Source organism: Streptomyces sp. CNZ301 (assembly GCF_004217425.1).
On record NZ_SHLG01000001.1, the window covers coordinates 714748 to 731918 of the forward strand.

A 17171-nucleotide genomic window follows, 5' to 3' on the forward strand; every position below is an offset into this window, starting at 1 on the left:
GATCCGGGCACAGGTTGCAATTAGGCCCAAGCCGCTGCTGTGAAGACCACACTCGTCACCCCGTTCAGAGCGCCGGCTCAGCCATGTCACCGCTGTGGGTACTAAGGGTTCGAATCTCACCGCCTCCGCGCTGAGAGCAAGCAACTCGGCCCCGACCAGGGAAGGCGGATTTCGGGGGTCGTTGCAACACAAGTGATCAACTGGCTGTTGCCAGGAGCTTAGCGAGCCGCTCGGCTGGGGTTTCCCAGCCGAGCGTTTTGCGTGGGCGGCCGTTGAGTTCGGCGGCCACGGTGTCCAGGTGCTCGCGGGCGTAGACCGACAGGTCGGTGCCCTTGGGGAAGTACTGTCGCAGCAGGCCGTTCGTGTTCTTGTTCGAGCCGTGTGTTGCCAGGGGCTGGCCGGTCGCAGAAGTAGACCGGAATGTCGGTGGCGATGGTGAACTCGAGGTGCCGGCCCATCTCACTGCCCTGGTCCCAGGTCACGGACCGCTTCAGATGGACCGGCAGGGTCCGGACACTCTCGACGAGGGCATCGCGGACCAGCTCGGTGCCCTGGCCGTTGGGCAGGTGCACCAACAGCACGTAACGGGTGGAGCGTTCGACCAGGGTGCCGATGACGGAGGCGCTGTCCCTCCCGATGATCAGGTCGCCTTCCCAGTGGCCGGGCACCGCCCGGTCCTCCACCTCGGCGGGACGCTGGCTGATCATCACCATGGGGTCGCGGAAGCGGGGATTGCGCCGCTGGGCCTGACGGCGGGGGCTTGCGCCGGGCCCGGCCGGTGCGCAGTGCCTTGGCGAGATCGCGGCGCAGTTCGCCCCGGCCCTGGACGTAGAGGGACTGGTAGACGGTCTCGTGGACCACGTGCATCTCCGGCCGGTCGGGAAAGCGGCCGCGCAGGGCCTGGCAGATCTGCTCAGGGCTCCACCGTAGGTCCAGGTGGTCCTGGATGAAGGCGCGCAGCCGGGGATTGTGCGCGATCTTCCCTGGCTTCGGGCGTGGCCGGCGGGCATCCGCGCGGGCCTGGGCAGCGTACGGGCGGTAAGCCCATCGGGAAGCGTCGCCGCGCAAGGGGATTCCGTTGCGACGGATCTCTCGGCTGATCGTCGACGGGCTGCGGTCCAGCTCCGCAGCGATCTGCCGGACTGTGGCCTTCTCCCGCAGCCGGTCGGCGATATGGATGCGGTCGGCTGTCTGGAGATGGCGGATTCAACTGGTCGTCGCAACACCTTGATCACGGAGGTGTGCGTTGGGGCGAGGCAAGACGCAGAAGGTGCCGGGGGTGCCTGCGGGTGCGCGACGGCAGTGGGCGGCAGATCGGGCGATGCGACCGCCGATGCGTTCACCGGGTCGCCCGGAGCCGTTCACGGATCCATCACCGTCATCGGGGGCGAGGTCCACCGGCCCTACGACCGACCGCCGCTGAGCAAGCAGGTATTGCGCGGTGAGCGCGACATCACGGAGTTCAGCGACATCGACGGGCTGGACGCGACATGGGCCCTCGGCTCGCGGGTGGCCTCGCTCGATACCGACAGCCGCGAAGTCGTCACCGAGAACGAACAGGTCTTCAGATACGACGTGCTCGTGCTGGCACCTGGCGGCCGCCCCCGCTCCCTGCCGGGAGTCGAGCCTGGGTCGGGCGTCCACGTGCTGCGGACGATCGACGACGCGATGGAGTTGCGTGAACGTATCCGCCGGAACAAACGGATCACCATCGTGGGCGCCGGTTTCATCGGCTGTGAGATCGCCGCTAGCGCCCGGCAGATCGGCTGCGAAGTCGACCTTGTCGAGTCCCTGTCCGCGCCTCTCGTACGCGTGCTGGGGGCGGAGGCCGCCTCACGAGTGGCCGATCTCCACGTCGGCAACGGCGTGCGGCTGCATCTGGGCACCACGATCAGCCAGGTCCTGCGCAGCGAGGACGGCAGCGTGCGGGGGATCGAACTGGGAGACGGGGCGATCATCGACAGCAGTGACGTGGTCATGGGGATCGGGATCGTTCCCGACGTCGACTGGGTGGACAGCTCGGGTATCGAGACCCAAGACGGGATCGTGTGTGACAGCAGCGGCCGGACGAACGTGCCGGACGTCTTCGCACTCGGCGACGCGGCTCAGTGGTGGCACCCACTCGCGGGCGGGCACCGTCGCGTGGAGCATTGGACGACGACCGCCGATCAAGCCGCGATCGTGGCCCAGGCGATCGTCTCCATCGGCCCGGACCGTCTCCCCGAACTCGCGGAGCCGCCCTACTTCTGGAGCGATCAGTACGAGGTGAAGATCCAAGGCATCGGGTTCATCGACCCGGCCGATCACATCGACGTCATGGACATCCGCGACCGGCCCGTTCTGCTGTACTCCCGTGACGGCGTGGTCCGGGGCGTGGCGGGCTTCTCCGCTCCCGCGGCAGTCATGCGAACGAAGCCGCTCATTCAACGCGGAGCTTCGATGCTCGAGGCAATCGAGATTCTTACGAGGTGAATGTGCCGCGGAGCCGCTCCAGGAGTCGTTCGTGGTGCTGGGTGTCGACGAAGCTGGCGGACAGGCCACCGAGTTCATGACAGTCCTGGCTGGGGGACCTCGCGTTCTCGGACAGGGTTCTGGAACCGCTCTGCAGCGCTCGCGTGTCCGTTGACCGCTTCGCGGTTCGGCCTGATCCAGGGTGCTGCTCCGCGTTAGTTCGTGGAGGGTCACGCAGCTTTGAGGCGGCTGCCGTCGTAGGTCCATCGGAAGGGCTTGGCGGTGTCGTTGCGGTTGATCACGTAGGTGTCGATTTTGTCGATCAGGTCGTTGCGGCTGGTGAATTCGCCGTGACGCAGGACCCTTCGGGTCAGGGCGGAGAAGAACAGTTCGACCTGATTGAGCCAGGACGCGTGCGGCGGGGTCCAGTGCACGTGCCAGCGCGGGTGATCGGCCAGCCATGCCGTGGTCTTCCGTGCGATGTGGGAGACACCGTTGTCCAGTACGACGTGGATGGGCCGGTCGGAGGCGATGACGCGGTCGAGCGTCCGCAGGAAGCCGATGACGGTCGCCGCGTCGTTGCGGGCGATGGGCTGGGTGAGAACCTCACCGGTTCGCACGTTGAGTGCGGCGCTGATCGAGACGGTGCCGTGGCGGACGTATTCGAACTCCTGCCTGGCCGGGCAGCCGGGGTGGGCTGCCCGGCCAGGGTGCTCGCGGGATCGGGCTGCGATCGCGGTCTTCTCGTCCACGGACAGCACCACCGCGTCCTTCGGCGGGTTGAGGTAGAGGCCGCAGATGTCGGCGGCGCGTTTCCAGAACTGCGGACACTCGCGGCGGGTGAGCCAGCCGCGAACCTTGTGCGGCTTGAGGTCCAGTTCGGCCAGGATTCGTCCGGCCTGGGAGGCAGAGATCGGAGCAAGGACGGTGGCTGCGACATGCGCGGCGACGGCCTGATGCAACCAGACTGCCTCCGGATGGGGCGGGGCGCTGGTCGCTGTGGCCACCACCGCAACCCGCACCTCGGGCCCGTAGATGCGAAGCCGGCCGGAGCGCTGCGCGTCGCGCAGTTCGTCGCTCCACCGCATCGATGAAGCCGCGCGCGCTCGGGCCGGGGCGGAGGTCACCGTCACCGCGCTGGACGCGGCCGGCACGGCCCAACTGGTCACGTCCGCCTGCAACCCCGACACCACCGCTCCTGCGGCGGAAGAGGGTGACACCCCGTGATCCGCCTGCTCCCACGACGCTGTTCGGCTCTGGAGGCTGCCGGCCCCGAAGCGGTGGAGGTGCGAGCACGCATGCTGGCCGTGGGCCCCCAGCTGGCTTCCACTCTGGTGGTGACCCAGGGGTCAGTCGCCGTCCATCAGGCCGACGAACATGGTCCGGTGACGGAGGGGATGCCGGGGCTGATACGACGGCAGGTGTCATTGCCTGCCGTCGATGAGCGCGATGACAGCTGTGGATGCCGCCGGCCACTCCCCGGCAAGGACGCACTCGGCGAAACGTGTCCAAGTGCCCTCCCTCCACGGGCCCCCGCGGCCCCCACCCCCGCACACACGCGTTTCGTGCAGAAGGACGCGCCGATCGTGCAGGAGTTCACGCGGTCGTCATCCACATACTCGGTGCCCAAGCACCCGACGTATCCAGACGACCAGCGGAGGCGGAACCCAATGGAGACGTTTGTCCATACGTCCCACCCTTCACGGGTGGTCTTCGGTCCCGGCACAGTGACCCGGCTCGGCGAAGAGGTCGAGCGGCTCGGCTGCTCGCGGGTGCTCCTGCTGTCCAGCCGGCCCCTCGCGCAGACCGCCGCGCGGGTCCGAGAAGCACTCGCCGACCTGCTGGCGGCGGAGTTCGACGGCGCGGCCATGCACACCCCGGCCGAGGTCACGGAGCAGGCCCTCGGCCTGCTCCAGGAAACCGACGCCGACTGTGTCGTGGCCGTGGGCGGAGGTTCGACGACGGGCCTGTCCAAGGCGCTGGCCCTGCGCACGGGCCTGCCGCAGGTCATCCTGCCGACCACCTACGCCGGCTCCGAGGTGACCCCGGTGCTGGGCGAAACCCGGGACGGGCGCAAGGTGACTCAGTCGTCCGCCGAAATCCTGCCGGAAACCGTCGTATACGACGTCGACTTCACGCTCACCCTCCCCCTGTCCCTGGCGGTCACCAGCGGCGTCAACGCTCTCGCGCACGCCGTCGAGGCCCTGTACTCCCCCGACGCCGATCCGGTCACCGATCAGCACGCGCTCGACGCGATCTCCCGGATCGGGAGAGCCCTGCCCCGCCTGGCCGCCGACCCCGCCGACCCGGAGGCGCGCGCCGATCTGCTGCAGGCAGCGTGGCTCGCCGGGACCTGCCTCGCCACGGTCGGCATGGGCCTGCACCACAAGCTCTGTCACACCCTCGGCGGCAGCTTCGACCTGCCGCACGCCGATACGCACACCGTCGTCCTGCCGCATGCCATGGCCTACAACGCGCCCGCGGTGCCCGACGTGATGCGCCGCATCGCCGACGCCCTGGGGGTGCCCGACGCCCCCAGCGGCGTGTACGACCTGGTCGTCTCGCTCGGCGGCCCCACCTCGCTGCGCGACCTCGGCATGCCGGAGACCGGACTCCCCCGCGCGGCCGAGCTGACCGCCTCGGCGCCGTACCCCAATCCCCGCGACCTGACCACCGAGGGCATCGCCGAGCTGCTGGCCGGAGCCTGGCACGGGCGTCGCCCCCAGGGCCCGCCTGCCACGGAAGCCAAGCTGGCCCGTCTCACCGAACAGGTGGTGGCCAGCTTCGCCCAGGCCCCCGAGCCCCGCATCGGCGCCTTGATGAGCGACCTCACCCGGCATCTGCACACCTTCGTCACCGCCAACGACGTCACCGACGCGGAATGGCGGTGCGCCATCGACTTCCTCACCCGCGCCGGACAGATGTGCACCCCCACCCGCCAGGAGTTCGTGCTGCTGTCGGACACCCTCGGCGTATCCAGTGCCGTGGACCTGCTCACCAACTCCCGTACACCCGACACCACTCCGTCCGCGGTTCTCGGCCCGTTCTACGTGGACGGTCCGCCCGAGGCCGCGCACGGCAGCGACATCTCCCATGGGCTGCCCGGCACCCCGCTCTGGGTGGACGTACGGGTCACGGACACCGACGGCGAGCCGGTCAAGGAAGCGGTCGTCGATGTCTGGCAGTCCAACGAGGACGGCTACTACGACGTCCAACTCCCCGACCTCGACGGGCCGGTGCTGCGCGCCCGGCTGCGCACCGACGAGGCCGGGCGCATCACCTTCTGGTCCATCCTGCCCTCGGACTATCCGATCCCCGAGGACGGACCGGTCGGGCAGCTGCTCACCGCGGTCGGGCGCCACCCCTACCGGGCGGCTCACCTCCACTTCCTGTGCGATGCGCCCGGGCATCGGCGGCTCGTCACGCAGCTGTTCGTCTCGGGCGGCACCTACCTGGGCAGTGACACGGTCTTCGGCGTCAAGGACGAACTCATCGCCGACTTCGCCCCGCAGACGGGCTCCACTCCCGACGGCCGCCAGGTCGACGGTGAGTGGCGCCGTCTCGACTACACCTTCCGTCTCGCCCCGCTGGCCGGATGACCGAGGAGCGCCCACCCATGAGCACCACCGACGCGCACGATCCATACGACACCGACGTCCTCGTCGTCGGCAGCGGCCCCGCCGGCGGCTCGGCCGCACTGCTGCTGGCCACGTACGGCATCCGCACCCTGCTGGTGACCAAGTACGGCTGGCTGGCCAACACCCCGCGGGCACACATCACCAACCAGCGCACCATGGAGGTGCTGCGCGACCTCGGCGTCGAGTCGGAGGCGCTGGCGTCGGGCAGTCCGTCCCAGCTGATGGGGGACACGGTGCTGTGCACGGCGCTCACCGGGGACGAGATCGGGCGTATCCGCAGCTGGGGCACCGGGCCCACTACGGCCACCGAGTACAGCTCGAAGAGCCCCTGCGAGATGATCGACCTGCCGCAGACCTACCTGGAACCGATCCTGGTGAGCAACGCGGCGACCCGCGGCGCCAAGGTCCGCTTCGACACCGAGTTCCTCAGCTTCACCCAGGACGAGGACGGCGTCACCGCCCTGCTGCGTGACCGGATCCGCGGCGACGAGTTCACCGTGCGTGCCCGCTACCTGATCGGTGCCGACGGTGGGCGCAGCAGGGTCGCCGAGCAGCTCGGCCTTCCGTCCGACGGACGCATGGCCAAGGCCGGCAGCATGAACATCGTCTTCAAGGCCGACCTCACCCGGTACTGCGCCCACCGGCCGAGCGTCCTGTATTGGGTGCTGCGGCCGGGGGCGGAGACCGGTGGCATCGGCATGGGTCTGGTCCGCATGGTCCGCCCCTGGTACGAGTGGCTGCTGGTGTGGGGGTACGACATCGAGGAGCCGCCACCGGACCTGGACGAGAGGGCGGCGAGGCAGATCGTGCGCGACCTCATAGGCGACCCCGACCTCCCGGTGGAGATCACGTCGACGTCGCTGTGGACCGTCAACCACTCCTACGCAACGCGGTACTCGTCGGGGCGGGTCTTCTGCGCGGGCGACGCCGTGCACCGCCACCCGCCGTCCAACGGGCTCGGCTCCAACACCTCCGTACAGGACTCCTACAACCTCGCTTGGAAGCTCGCCATGGTGATCCGCGGGGAGGCCGGGCCCGAGCTGCTGGAGACCTACACAGCCGAACGCGCCCCCGTCGGCCGGCAGATCGTCGAACGGGCCAATCTCAGCCGCGATCAGTTCGGGCCAATCTTCGAGGTGCTCGGCGTCGGCGCCGGCAGCGACGAAGGGGCCATAGCCGAGGGGCTCGCGGCGCTACGGGCCCGGTCGCCCGAGGGCGCCAAGAAGCGACGGCTCCTGGACGAGGCGATCCAGCTGAAGAACTACGAGTTCAACGCGCACGGCGTCGAGATGAACCAGCGCTACGTCTCCGCCTCTGTACTGCCTGACGAACGTCCCGCCGAAACCTGGGAGCAGGACCGGGAGTTGGTCCACCAGCCGACGACCCGGCCCGGTGCCAAACTTCCGCACGCCTGGCTCGTCGATCAGAGGGGAGAGCGCGTGTCCACGCTGGACGTCGTGGGCAACGGCGTCTTCACCGTGCTGACCGGCTTGTCCGGCGGCCTCTGGGAGAGCGCCGCAAGCGCCTGCCGGGATGCCCTCGGCGTGCCGCTGCGGGTGGTCCGTATCGGCGAGGAGGGCTGCCACGACGCGTACGGCGAGTGGAGCCGCATCTCGGAGGTCGCCGAGGACGGGGTGCTGCTGGTCCGCCCGGACGGATATGTCGCCTGGCGCAGCGCCGCCCCGCCCACGACCGCGGAATCGGCCCGGGACGAACTCCTCGGGGCGCTGCGCCGGGTGCTCACGCGATAGAGGAAAAGCACCCGGCATCGATCAGCTCGTGGCTGTGGTCCTGGCCTTGGCCTTGCCTCTGAAGCCCTGAAGCCCTGAAGCCCTGAAGCGACGTGTGCGCGCCCTCAGCCGGCCCGGCGAAGGGCTGCCGGGGTCGTATCGAGCCGGGCGCGCATGACCCGAGTGAGATGCTCCTGGTGGGAGAAGCCGCAGCGCATGGCCACTTCCGCGATCGGGTCGGAGGAGGTACGCAGCAGCCGGCACGCCAGCTTCAGGCGCTGCCCGAGCAGGAAGCGGTGCGGCGACTGGCCCGTACTCGCCCGGAACTGCCGCGTGAACTGGCTGCAGCTCAGCGCGGCCGCGGCAGCGAGGTCCGCGATGGGCAAGGGGTCGGCCAGCCGGTCCTCCATGAGCTGACGCACCGCGGCGAGCTGCCGGGGGGACAGCCCGGACGGCCCAGGTTCGGTGGGAGGCGAGGCGGTGGCGGCCTGGTGGCGACGTACGAGCTGTGCGGCGAGCATCCCGGTCAGGTGGTCTGTGTATGTACGGGCCGAGGGCTCCCAGGAACGGACCGTGCCCGCCAGCGCGAGCAGAAGCTGCTCGGTGAGTGGATCGGTGGCACCGAGTTCCTCGGAGAGTGCGACCTGCCGCCCACCGTTCGCATCGCGCAGGGCGTCGTCGCTGAGATAGGCATGAATGGTGTCCAGTCGGCCGCCGAGTTGGACGGAGAGGGTCCGTCCGGCCGGCTGCACGAACAGCCCGCCCGGCGAAATCGTCCGGGACCGGGCACCCGTACCTCGTCCCCGGCGCACGGTCACGGGGCCGTCGAGGTGCAGGATCACCAGGTGCGTGGAGGCCGGACCGAACGCGGCGCGGTAGGGCTGTTCTTCCTGTGTCGAGAGATACAGCCGCTCCCACCCGAGCCCCGTGCTGCTGTGGCGTGTACGCACGCCGGGCTGTTGCAGGATGCCGACCGTGTCGGCCAGACCGAGCTCAGCCATGGCGCGACCTCCTCGTGACACCTGATGAAATTGAAGAATAAGCTTTTCCGCGAGGGTTGGGAAGCGCTGATCCGCCTCACGATCCGGCGCCCGGACGTCCCCGTGGGGCATCACTCAAGTCTCCCTGTTGCACGGGAAGTTCAGCGTGCGCTGTCAAGTCTTGGAGATGGCGGCACGCATTTCCCACATGAGGACCTCGGCGCCCTCGGGACCGGCGGTGATGCGCTGACCCTCCGCACCGACGATGCGGACGGCGTCACCGACGGCCAGGGCGCCTGCGCCCTCCAATTCGGCGCTGCCGCGGGCGAGGAAGAGGTGAGTGAAGGGGGCGGTGACGATCGGGAGAGTCTCGTCGGGGCGAATGCGGGCGACATGCAGGGCGGCCTCCTTCTGCCGGATGCCGATCGCGCGCTGGTGTGTGTGCCGGGGCATGCCGGAGGCCAGGGTGGTCCAACCGCCGCGGGAGAGTTGGTCGTTGATGTCGAGCTGCTCATAGCCGGGCTTGATGCCGGCCTCGTCGGGGATGACCCACATCTGGATGAAGTGGACTGGCTCCTGGTGGACGGGCTCACCGGTGAGGGTCCAGGAGTCATTCTTCTCACTGTGGAGGATGCCGGAACCGGCGCTCATCCGCTGGGCGAGGCCGGGGTAGATCACCCCGTTGTGACCCTCGGAGTCCTGGTGGACCAGGCCGCCGTCCAGGACCCAAGTGATGATCTCCATGTCCTGGTGAGGGTGGGTTTCGAAGCCGGTGCCCGGCGCCACGACATCATCGTTGGAGACCAACAGCAGCCCGAAGTGGGTGTTGTTGGGATCCCAGTGACGGGAGAAGGAGAAGGAGTGCCGGGAGTCGAGCCAGCCGGCACGGGTGTGGAAGCGCTCGCCGGCGCGGCGGACGTCGGGGGCGAAGGCCATGACGTTGTCCTTGTCGTCGGTGGAAGCAGGGCCATAGGATTTAGTTGAATGTTATACCAACTGGCTCATCGGCCATTCCCCACCCCGGGGAGCGCAATGAGGGCGGGAGGATCCCGCAAGCGCCGAGCCGCGCCCGTACCGGCACAAGCATGCGAAACGCCACCGGGCGCCGCGCAGCCACGAACCCCCTCCGTGACACACCCGAGCGAGACATGAAGAAGGAGGTCTGGAGATGAGCGGACCGGTCAGCAAGGCCGACGCCCCTGCCGATCAGGCCGACACCGGACACCCCGCCCCGCCCTGCCTGGAGGTAAGCGACGGCCGTGAGGCGACCGTCGGCGCGCTGCGCGTGCGCCGGTCCCTGCCACGCCGAGGCCGACGCACGGTGGGCGCCTGGTGCTTCGCCGACCACATGGGGCCCGCCGACGTCACCGAGAACAGCGGTCTGGACGTCGGACCGCACCCCCACACCGGCCTGCAGACCGTCACCTGGCTGACCGACGGCGAGGTCCTCCACCGCGACAGCCTCGGCTCCGAGCAGGTCATCAAGCCGGGCCAGCTCAACCTGATGACTTCCGGCCACGCCGTCTCCCACGCAGAGGAAGGCACCGGCCACTACCGCGGCACCCTGGAGGGCATCCAGATGTGGACCGCCCTTCCGGAGAGCACCCGGCACGGCGCACCGGCCTTCGAACACCACGCGCAGCTGCCGCGGGCCGACCTCGACGGCGGAGCCGGCGCCGCCACCGTCCTGATCGGCGAGTTCGGCAGCCTGAACAGCCCCGCCCGCCACGACACCCCGCTCGTCGGCGTCGAACTGGACCTGCGCGCACCGGTCACGGTGCCCCTGCGCCCCGACTGGGAGTACGCGCTCATCGTCCTTAAGGGCGCCGTCGCCGTCCGCGACCAGCCCCTGCCCCCCGGGCGGCTGGGCTACCTCGGCGAAGGACGGGACGAACTTCCCCTGGACGTCCATGAATCCACCCGGGTCATGCTCCTGGGCGGTGAGCCCTTCCCCGAACCCATCATCATGTGGTGGAACTTCGTCTGCCGCAGCCGCGAAGAGGTCGACGCCGCCTACAACTCCTGGGCCCGGCAGGACGACCGCTTCGGCCGCGTTGAATCCTCCCTCCCCCTCATCCCGGCCAAGGCTCCCTACTGGCAGCAGGCGCCGGACGACCGATGAGCCCGGGTGCCCGATGAGCAAGGCGAGCGGCGGCGCCCGGTCTGGACGACGGGACCGGCCAGTCCCTGCGTTCCGGGCCGGACGAGCGAAGACGCGCCCCTCCCCAAGGGCGCGCCCGCCCCGTTCTCTTCCTTGCGGTACTGCAAGAGGGCCGTTGGCCTCCGGGCCCGGCATGACTGTTGCCCCCTGTCGAATTCGATGACCTGGGGGGCGGTCCTACGTTGTTGGCGGGTCGGATGGGCTGTCGTACGGCCCGGAAGATCCAGTGGCCTCGGGCATGGCTCGGGGGTGGTTGCCTTCCATGGTTCCTGTGGCACCTGGCCGCCCGGGGCCGCACGACGACTCGACCACTGATGAGGAGCTGCGAGTCCGCGGGTATCGCTGAGTAGGACCACGCTGGCGAGGTCGTCCGGATGCACTCTGCACGGCGAACGACCGGAGGAGCTCGTGGCCCGGAACTGGGCGGGAACCGACGTCGGCAAGGTTTGAGCTGCCCCGGGTTTCGTAGCGGCCGGTTTGTGTGTGTTCAGGCTGCTGTTGGGGGTGCCTGGGGTCGGTGGTGTTGGGCCTGGTATTCCTCGAGTGGGAGATAGTCGAGGGCGGAGTGCAGGCGCTCGGTGTTGTACCAGCCGACCCATTGGACGAGGGCACGTTCGACCTGGTGAGCGTCACGCCAGGGGCCTCGATGCTCGATCAGCTCGGCCTTGAAGGAACCGTTGAAAGCTTGCTTCAGCCATCGCGTTGTCGTAGCTGTCCGCGACGGAACCAACTGAGGCGGTTGCACCGACCTCAATCAGCCGCTCACCGTAGCGAATTGATACATATTGGGCAAGTTCAACCGGTCGTTGCACCACCGGGCTGTTGTAGCGATCGTAGCTGTTCCTCGAAGGCCTCGGCCGGTGTCCGCCAACCGAGGATCTTGCAGGGTCGATTGTTGATCGCCAGTGCGACGGCTTCGAGGTCCGTGGACGACCAGCGGGCGAGGTCGGTGCCCTTCGGGAAGTACTGACGTAGCAGCCCGTTCGTGTTCTCGTTCGTCGGTCGTTGCCAGGGCGAGTGCGGATCGGCAAAGAACACTTTCGTCCCGGTATCGAGAGCGAACTGGGCATGGCCGGAGAGTTCCTTCCCGCGGTCCCAGGTGAGGGTCTTGCGCAGTTGCCCGGGCAGTCGGGTCATCGCCGTGGTGAGCGCCCTGTTCATGGCGATCGCGCCGTAGCCCCCGAGCGGGGTGCCGTTTTTCACCGGCGGATTCTCGCCCCAGCCCTCGAGCCGGGGCAGGTGCACCAGGAGCGTGCAGCGGCTGCTGCGCTCGACAAGCGTGCCGATCGCGGAGCGGCCCGTCCCGATGATCAAATCGCCTTCCCAGTGTCCGGGGGCCGCACGGTCCGCGGCCTCGGCGGGGCGTTCGCTGAGGAGGACGTCCGCGGTGACGTGCCCCTGCGGCTTGTTCCGCGACCGTGCACGGGGAGTCCGCAGCGCCCGGCCGGTGCGCAGGCACGTGACCAGCTCCCGCTTGAGCGCGCCACGGCCTTCGATGAACAGCGCCTGGTAGATCGCTTCGTGGCTGATGCGCATGGACTCATCATCGGGGAAGTCGACATGGAGTCGGTGTGAGATCTGTTCCGGGCTCCATGCTGCCGCCCATCGTCTGTCCTGCCGATGCGGCTTATTCAGCCCCTTCCAAGCGGGCGTTTCAGGCCCGGTGACGGTCGTGCCGTCGGGGCGGCGGACGCTGCCGGCGAGCCGTTCCTGTACGTATTCACGCAATCTGTCATTGCCCGCGAGCTTCGCGACCTTCGGGCGTTTCGCGGCTTGCTGCGCCTTCCACTGCGCCACCAGAGCCCGATGGACCGGTTTGCCGCCCCGGGTCGCCGCGTTGCGGCGCAGCTCGCGTGAGATCGTGCCCGCGTCGCGTCCGATCCTGCGGGCGATCTCACGCACGCCGAGCTCCTGGGCGTGCAGCAACGCGATCTCCTCACGCTCGGCGAACGACAGGTAGCGGCCGGTGGGCTCGTCCAGGCTGATCGGCGATATCCCGCCAGCGTGGCGGAACCACCGGGTTCCGACAGGCCACGAAACGCCGACAGCCGCCGCGGCCTCTGCCGTCGTCACTCCCGACGCGATCTGCCGCCAGAAGTCCCGCTGAACCGCACGAGACGGCTCCGGGCGACCCGGTGAACGCATCGGCGGTCGCATCGCCCGATCTGCCGCCCACTGCCGTCGCGCACCCGCAGGCACCCCCGGCACCTTCTGCGTCTTGCCTCGCCCCAACGCACACCTCCGTGATCAAGGTGTTGCGACGACCAGTTGAATCCGCCTTGCGATCCGCGATCGCTGTGATGAATCAGATCCGAGCCCTTCTTGATTCCCCGCCGCCACAAGGCCATCTCCGGTGCGTCCAGCGGGAGATCGGTCCGCATGTGGGTGGCGAGCTGCCACCCGACGATCATCCGCGAGTACACGTCCATGACGAAGGCGACGTAAACCCAGCCCGACCAGGTGCGGATGCAGGTGAGGTCGGCGACCCACAGCTGGTTCGGGTGGCTTGCGGTGAAGCGCCGGTTGACCAGATCGGGCGGCCTGGGGCGGACCGCTCAGGAATGGTGGTGCGGCGCTGCTGCCCGCGGATCACACCTTCGAGGCCGTCTTCGCGCATGAGGCGTTCGACGGTGCATCGGGCCGCGGTGATGCCTCCGCGCCGCAGCTGGCGGTGAATCCACCGGGCTCCGTAAGTCGGGCGTTGTATGCCGAGACCGACAGATCCAGTTCCAGGCATACGGGCTCGACCCCGAAGTCGTCGCGGAGGTGGTTGATCACCGCGTCGGCCTCGTGCGGGGCTGGTCGAGCTCCATCGCGAATAAAAAACCGATGCGGCTTTCAGGATCTCGTTCGCCCGACGCAACTCGGCTATCTCCTTGCGGAGTTGGGTCAACTCGGTCCGCTCGGCGGTGGTCAGCAGATCCGGCCGGTCGCCCTGGTCGGCCTCGGTCTGGCGGACGCACTGCCGCAGCGCTTCCTTGTGGATGCCCAGGTCTTTCGCGACGTGGGCGACCGGACGGCCGGAGGTGTGGATTTCGCCGGCGGCTCGCTCTCGCAGCCCGTCGGGGTACTTCCGTGATGCAGGCATAGGACTTGTGTTCTCCCATCTGCCGAGGCGATCGGGCCTGGCTTCAGGCCGCTACAAAATCCGGCTCAGCTCACCCTCTGTGCAAGGAGGGCCTCAACCCGGCAATGGCAGGAACTCCTCGGAGACGGGCGCGGGGCATCGCGTCGTCTCGCGACACGAGTCCGACGATGTGCGCCCCGCCCTCATGTCCCGGTCCGTCGGTCCAATTTGTTGTGACTGGCTCTGTCCCGACCACGCAAGCCTCGTTGGGATGGGCTTGCTTCCGCTGACGTGTGGACGCACAGCACTCGCTGCAGTCGCTACGAAAGGCCCTTGGTGACGATGCCGCGTACACGCTCGTTCGTGCAGGTCGACGTGTTTTCCACGAGTCCTTATTCCGGCAACCCGGTTGCGGTCGTCCTGGACGGGACGGATCTGACCGATGAGGAGATGCAGCGCCTGGCGCGTTGGACGAATCTGTCCGAGACCACGTTCGTCCTGCCTCCGACGACTCCTGAGGCGGACTACCGGCTGCGGATCTTCACGCCCCAGGGCGAGTTGCCGTTCGCCGGACACCCCACGCTCGGCTCCGCGCATGCCTGGCTGGACGGCGGCGGCATGCCGCGGAACGCAGACCGCATCGTGCAGGAATGCGCCGCCGGCCTGGTCACCGTGCGCCGAGGCGAGGACGTCCTGTCCTTCGCCGCGCCCCCACGGGTCCGCGAGGGCGCGCTCGATGATGCGTACCTGAACCGGATCGTCGACGCGTTCGGCATCACGCGCGACCAGGTCCTGGCTCACCAGTGGGTGGACAACGGGCCCGGCTGGGCGGTGGTCCGGCTAGCCACCGCCGAGGAGGTCCTCGCCCTCGACCCCGACCTGTCCCTCATCCCGACCGCGATGGTCGGCGCGATCGGGGCTTACCCCGAGGGATCCGAGCACCACTTCGAGATGCGCACCTTCGCCCCCGGTGCCGGCGTACCCGAGGACCCCGCGTGCGGCAGCATGAACGCCGGCGTCGGGCAGTGGCTCACCTCCACCGGCGCCGCGCCCTCCGCCTACCGGGTCTCCCAGGGCGCGAGGCTTGACCGGGCGGCCAGCATCGAGATCACCTCCGGTGCGGACGGCATCGTCTGGGTCAGCGGCGCCGCCACCGTCTGCATCCGTGGAGCCATCACGCTGTGAACGGGCTCGATGCGGATGCGGCAGCGACTGCCGGAGTAGGGGCATCTTCCTGGCGGTTCGCGCGCCGGATCACCCATGGCTGCCGCAGGGGGTGTCTGTGCTCGCACGATCGGTCGCTCTCCCGGGCTGCCCGGCACTTCAGATGAGCCGCCGGGCCGGGGCCGTCAGGTGGTGTCTCCGGAGAGCGTTTTCATGGTGACGTAGCTGGTCACCGTCGCCACGTGGGGCAGACCGGCCAACTGGTTGGCGTGGAAGTCCTCGTAGGCGGGCAGGTCGGCGACCTCGACCTGGAGCAGATAGTCGAAGTTGCCGGTGACGTGGTGGCTGTGGACCACCTCGGACAGCCGGGTGACCGCGCTCTCGAACGCGACCACGTCCGCGCGGGTGTGCCGCATCAGCCGCACCCCGGCGAACACCCGCAGACTGCGGCCGACCGCGGCGGGATCGATCATCGCCCGGTAACCGCGGATGACCCCGGCTTCCTCAAGCCGGTGCACGCGCCGTAGGCAGGGCGACGGCGACAGCCCGACCCGCGCGGCGAGCTCGGTGTTGCTGATGCGACCGTGCTGTTCGAGCACAGCCAGAATCGACCGGTCCACCTCGTCCATGGCGGCAGATTATTGCTCCAACAGCTTCACTACCACAATCCTGCGCCTGCCCTGAGCGCAATTTGCTGCCAATGTTGCCGGGATTCACTCAGATCGGAGCGATGGTCGGCCATGCTTCATGGCGTCATACCGAGGTCCACGAAAGGGCACCCATGCCGGGCAACAGCACCATCACCGTCCACGCTGATCGCGATGTCCACTCCAGCCGCGCCGTGGCACCGCCCATCTACCAGACGGCTGCGTTCTGGGCCGAGAACGGGGAGGCGTTCGCGCAGGTTGCCGTCGAACCGCGCGGCAAGGACTTCTACACCCGCTTCGGCAACCCGAACCACGCCCAAGTCGCGGCCGTCGTCGCGGAACTGGAGAACACCGAGGCGGCCATGGTCACCGCGTCCGGGATGGCCGCGCTCACCACCGCCGTGCTGGCCCTGGTCTCAGCCGGTGACCACGTCATCGGGCAGAAGTCCACCTACGGCGGGACCGCGTCGTTGCTGCAGAATCTGCTGCCACGCCTTGGCGTTTCGACCACGCTGGTCGACCAGACCGACCCGGAGGCGTTCGCGAACGCGCTGACCCCGCAGACCCGCTTGATCCTGGTGGAGTCGCCGAGCAATCCGCTGCTCCAGATCACCGACCTGCGCGCCGTCGCGGAACTGGCCCGCGCGCACGACGCGCTGACTATGGCGGACAACACCTTCGCCACGCCGCTGAACCAGCGTCCGGCGGACCTCGGCATCGACCTGGTCTGGCACAGCGCGACCAAATACCTCAACGGCCACTCCGACGTCTCCGCCGGAGTGCTGGCCGGGCCGGCAGAGCTCCTGAACCGGATCTGGGACGTCGGTCTGCTCACCGGTGCCACCCTCGGTCCCATCGACGCGTGGCTGCTGCTGCGCGGCATGCGCACCCTGCCGCTGCGGGTGCCACGGCACAACGCCAACGGCCAGGCGCTCGCTGAGGCGCTGAACAAGCATCCAGCAGTGAGCCGGGTGCACTATCCCGGTCTCGCGACTCACCCGCAGCACAAGCTGGCTGCCAGTCAGATGAGCGGCTTCGGCGGGGTGCTCGGCATCGAGTTCGCCGGTGGTTTCGAGATGGCCGACGCCTTCCTCGGCCGGCTGCGCTACCCCCGGCGGTCGGCCAGCCTCGGCGGCGTGGAATCGCTGGCCGTGCACCCGGCGTCCATGTGGCGCGGGATGCTCAGCGAGGAACAGATCGCGGAATCGGTTCCGTTGGGCCTGGTCCGGCTGGCCGCAGGCACCGAGGAAGCGTCCGACCTAGTTACCGACGCACTCGCCGCGGCCGACGCGGTCCACGGCCTAGCGGGTAATGCCTGAGCGACCGATCGTGC

13 protein-coding genes and 2 pseudogenes are annotated in these 17171 nt (G+C 68.8%); 6 read left to right on the top strand and 9 right to left on the bottom strand.

Annotated elements, in window-relative coordinates:
• Positions 1-196 precede the first annotated feature (196 nt).
• A pseudogene (locus EV375_RS03175) lies at positions 197-1203 on the bottom strand (IS30 family transposase); the annotation flags it as partial.
• Between the two features lie 168 nt (positions 1204-1371).
• On the opposite strand from EV375_RS03175, the gene EV375_RS03180 reads away from it, so the two are divergent.
• Positions 1372-2472 carry an NAD(P)/FAD-dependent oxidoreductase gene (locus EV375_RS03180; protein ID WP_486588686.1) on the top strand — a complete coding sequence of 367 codons (1101 nt, stop codon included), beginning with the start codon at positions 1372-1374 and terminating at the stop codon, positions 2470-2472.
• A 209-nt stretch (positions 2473-2681) separates the two neighbouring features.
• Here the strand turns inward: EV375_RS03180 and EV375_RS03185 are convergent, their stop codons facing one another.
• On the bottom strand, positions 2682-3641 hold the full coding sequence (locus EV375_RS03185; RefSeq protein WP_130298094.1) for an IS630 family transposase: 960 nt from the start codon (positions 3639-3641) through the stop codon (positions 2682-2684).
• Between the two features lie 516 nt (positions 3642-4157).
• On the opposite strand from EV375_RS03185, the gene EV375_RS03190 reads away from it, so the two are divergent.
• Both EV375_RS03190 and EV375_RS03195 read left to right on the top strand, forming a co-directional pair.
• Positions 4158-6050 carry a maleylacetate reductase and hydroxyquinol 1,2-dioxygenase domain-containing protein gene (locus EV375_RS03190; RefSeq protein WP_486588246.1) on the top strand — a complete coding sequence of 631 codons (1893 nt, stop codon included), beginning with the start codon at positions 4158-4160 and terminating at the stop codon, positions 6048-6050.
• A 17-nt stretch (positions 6051-6067) separates the two neighbouring features.
• Complete coding sequence (locus EV375_RS03195) at positions 6068-7840, top strand: FAD-dependent oxidoreductase (RefSeq protein WP_130298096.1); 1773 nt, start codon at positions 6068-6070, stop codon at positions 7838-7840.
• Positions 7841-7944: 104 nt separating this feature from the next.
• Here the strand turns inward: EV375_RS03195 and EV375_RS03200 are convergent, their stop codons facing one another.
• Together EV375_RS03200 and EV375_RS03205 are read right to left on the bottom strand one after the other, a co-directional pair.
• On the bottom strand, positions 7945-8820 hold the full coding sequence (locus EV375_RS03200; RefSeq protein WP_130298097.1) for a helix-turn-helix domain-containing protein: 876 nt from the start codon (positions 8818-8820) through the stop codon (positions 7945-7947).
• Positions 8821-8973: 153 nt separating this feature from the next.
• The gene (locus EV375_RS03205; RefSeq protein WP_130298098.1) at positions 8974-9735 is read right to left on the bottom strand and encodes a pirin family protein; all 762 of its coding nucleotides are present in this window, start codon (positions 9733-9735) and stop codon (positions 8974-8976) included.
• Between the two features lie 232 nt (positions 9736-9967).
• Here EV375_RS03205 and EV375_RS03210 point away from each other — a divergent pair, with 232 nt between their 5' ends.
• Positions 9968-10921 (top strand): pirin family protein, encoded by a 954-nt coding sequence (locus EV375_RS03210; protein WP_130298099.1) that lies wholly within the window; start codon positions 9968-9970, stop codon positions 10919-10921.
• A 526-nt stretch (positions 10922-11447) separates the two neighbouring features.
• Here EV375_RS03210 and EV375_RS03215 read toward each other — a convergent pair.
• From EV375_RS03215 to EV375_RS03230, 4 genes and pseudogenes are all read right to left on the bottom strand, one after another.
• On the bottom strand, positions 11448-11705 hold the full coding sequence (locus EV375_RS03215; RefSeq protein WP_486588687.1) for an integrase core domain-containing protein: 258 nt from the start codon (positions 11703-11705) through the stop codon (positions 11448-11450).
• 50 nt (positions 11706-11755) lie between these two features.
• A complete protein-coding gene (locus EV375_RS03220) occupies positions 11756-13117 on the bottom strand; it encodes an IS30 family transposase (protein WP_207227970.1) in 1362 nt (453 codons plus the stop codon).
• Positions 13030-13491, bottom strand: a complete 462-nt coding sequence (locus tag EV375_RS29515) for a DDE-type integrase/transposase/recombinase (RefSeq protein ID WP_130301558.1) — start codon at positions 13489-13491, stop codon at positions 13030-13032. Before EV375_RS29515 ends, EV375_RS03220 begins: the two co-directional genes overlap by 88 nt.
• Before the next feature lie 59 nt (positions 13492-13550).
• A pseudogene (locus EV375_RS03230) lies at positions 13551-14048 on the bottom strand (transposase); the annotation flags it as partial.
• A gap of 321 nt (positions 14049-14369) precedes the next feature.
• Here EV375_RS03230 and EV375_RS03235 point away from each other — a divergent pair.
• Positions 14370-15212, top strand: coding sequence for a PhzF family phenazine biosynthesis protein (locus EV375_RS03235; protein ID WP_130301559.1), 843 nt, complete (start codon positions 14370-14372; stop codon positions 15210-15212).
• Between the two features lie 164 nt (positions 15213-15376).
• Here EV375_RS03235 and EV375_RS03240 read toward each other — a convergent pair whose 3' ends face one another.
• The gene (locus EV375_RS03240) at positions 15377-15820 is read right to left on the bottom strand and encodes an Lrp/AsnC family transcriptional regulator (RefSeq protein WP_130298102.1); all 444 of its coding nucleotides are present in this window, start codon (positions 15818-15820) and stop codon (positions 15377-15379) included.
• A 152-nt stretch (positions 15821-15972) separates the two neighbouring features.
• Between EV375_RS03240 and EV375_RS03245 the strand changes: the two genes are divergently transcribed.
• Positions 15973-17157, top strand: coding sequence for an aminotransferase class I/II-fold pyridoxal phosphate-dependent enzyme (locus EV375_RS03245; protein ID WP_130298103.1), 1185 nt, complete (start codon positions 15973-15975; stop codon positions 17155-17157).
• Positions 17158-17171 lie beyond the last annotated feature (14 nt).